At 40.2% G+C, this 2033-nt stretch carries 3 protein-coding genes; all 3 read left to right on the top strand.

The features are described from left to right. The coding region (locus tag HSISS2_RS11015; protein WP_134981511.1) for an LPXTG cell wall anchor domain-containing protein at nt 1-760 on the top strand (760 nt) is incomplete at its 5' end. A 39-nt stretch (nt 761-799) separates the two neighbouring features. Continuing rightward, nucleotides 800-979: a hypothetical protein gene (locus tag HSISS2_RS11010; protein ID WP_134981434.1), complete on the top strand. Its 180-nt coding sequence runs from the start codon at nt 800-802 to the stop codon at nt 977-979. 2 nt (nt 980-981) lie between these two features. Continuing rightward, the gene (locus HSISS2_RS07365) at nt 982-1749 is read left to right on the top strand and encodes a Cof-type HAD-IIB family hydrolase (protein WP_021146135.1); all 768 of its coding nucleotides are present in this window, start codon (nt 982-984) and stop codon (nt 1747-1749) included. Nucleotides 1750-2033: the final 284 nt, after the last annotated feature.

The raw sequence follows: 2033 nt of genomic DNA, 5'->3' as shown, positions 1-2033 counted from the left end.
TTCAACGAGCCAATCGGTTTCTAATTCATTGAGCGTCTCAGAGTCAGCAAGTACTTCAACCAGCGTTTCAGCTTCAGTCTCACTAAGTGAGTCAGTAAGTACCAGTGCCTCAGTTTCAACGAGTCAATCAATTTCCGGTTCATTGAGCGTCTCAGAATCAGAAAGTGCAAGTACAAGCGCCTCAGTTTCAATGAGCCAATCGGTTTCAGATTCAATGAGTGCTTCAGAGTCAACCAGTGCTTCAGTATCGCTCAGCGAGTCAGCAAGTACAAGCACATCAGTTTCAGCGAGTCAATCAGTCTCTGACTCGCAAAGCACAAGCGCCTCTGTCTCAATGAGCCAATCAGTTTCTAATTCATTGAGCGTATCGGAATCAGCAAGTGCAAGTACCAGTGCCTCAGTTTCAGCGAGTCAATCCGTCTCAACGTCAGTCTCTGAATCGCAAAGCGCAAGTGCCTCAATTTCAGATTCAATGAGTGCTTCAGAATCAGCAAGTGCTTCAACTAGCATTTCAGCTTCAGTAAGTGTCTCAACCTCAATGAGTGAGTCATTAAGCACATCCTTGTCTGCTTCAATGACTACTTCAGCATCATCTTCTGAAGTTAAAGATTCTAAGATCAAACGTGGTAGCCAAACTCTTCCTAAGACTGGTGAGGAAGACTCATCGGTAGCTCTTGCTTTAGGTGCTTTGGCAACGGCAACAGGTCTTGCCTTTCTTGCCAAACGTAAGAAAGATGACGAAGAGAGTGAAGATTATTAATTTGTAGTTTTCTAAATAAGTCATTGAATACTTAGTTAAGTGAAAAACACCTCAAGCGTGGATGTCAAAGACAAGTCACTAGTGGACAAAGACACGATTATCAAAAAATACGAAGCACTTGATTTTGCGGAAAATGGTATGCAAATGCAGTCCATTTACGGTGCTTATGCCAATGTTTTAAAAATGGAAATTCAAGATATTTTAGGTTTAGAGGAATAGCTATGACACATAACATCTTATGTGTGACGGATTTAGATGGAACTTTTGTCAAAAATTCCATTCAAATTCATCCAGAAGATTTGAAGGCTTATGAAAAATTGTCTGCCTATAGTGATTTTGCCATTGCGACAGGACGCTCTGTTAAGGAAATTACTTATATTGCCGAACGTAATCACCTTAATGTGGTCTGTGCTATTGGCTATAACGGTGCAGTCGTTACTGAGAAGGATCAGGTTGTATTTTCGAAAACGTTACCTCCAACGGATGTTGATAACTTATTGAAATATCTCAAGGAAGAATCAATTACTTTCGATGCTCTAGATAATCAGGAAAGAGTTGGGAATTTTAATCATGAGGATAAGCGTCGTTTATGGAATATGCCCATCCTCTGTATGGACAATCTTTATGAAAATGTTCGCCAACGTTGTCTTTACAAATTTAACCTTCGACCAGAGGCAGACAAGGCTGCGACCTATGTCCAAGAACTTAAAGCTCGTTTTCCTAATTTAGAATTTTTCCAATCAGGGAGCACGCGTATAGAAGTGACTGCCAAAGGGGTTTCTAAGGGAAGCGGATTAGAGCTTTTAAAAAGGCATTATCAACCAGTTGTAGCATTTGGTGATTCAGGTAATGACATCTCCATGTTTGAGGTGGCAGACATCTCTTACTGTATGTCACATGCCCCAGAGGTCGTCAAAGAAGCAGCAACTTACGTCGTAGATAACTTTGCAGATGCCGTTACGCATTTGGAAAACTTATTAGACTTATGAGCTTAACATTCAATATCTAAAATAAAAGTAGATTAGGACCTGACCCTAATCTACTTTTTGTTATGTCTTGTTTGGGATTGGATAGCTTAAAATGAAAAGAAGATACGGCGGAAAACCATATCCTCTCTCTTTATTTCTCTACTTTTTATACATCACTGTGCCCACTGTTACAAGAAGGGTTAAGAGAATCGGTATGATTCGAAACACTCCCCAGTCAGGGTCATAAGCCAAAAGGACTGAGGCTAGGTAAAACCAACACTAGTGTATAAAAAGTATTTATTACC

Origin of the sequence: Streptococcus sp. HSISS2, from assembly GCF_000448665.1 — a bacterium.
GTDB classification, from domain to species: Bacteria; Bacillota; Bacilli; order Lactobacillales; family Streptococcaceae; genus Streptococcus; species Streptococcus raffinosi.
Note: the sequence above shows the minus strand (reverse complement) of the source record. Positions and strands in the feature narration are given on the sequence as shown.

Bases quoted from the DNA above. Each gene is read 5' to 3' on its own strand.
- HSISS2_RS07365 (WP_021146135.1), top strand. From the start codon at position 982: ATGACACATAACATCTTATGTGTGACGGATTTAGATGGAACTTTTGTC.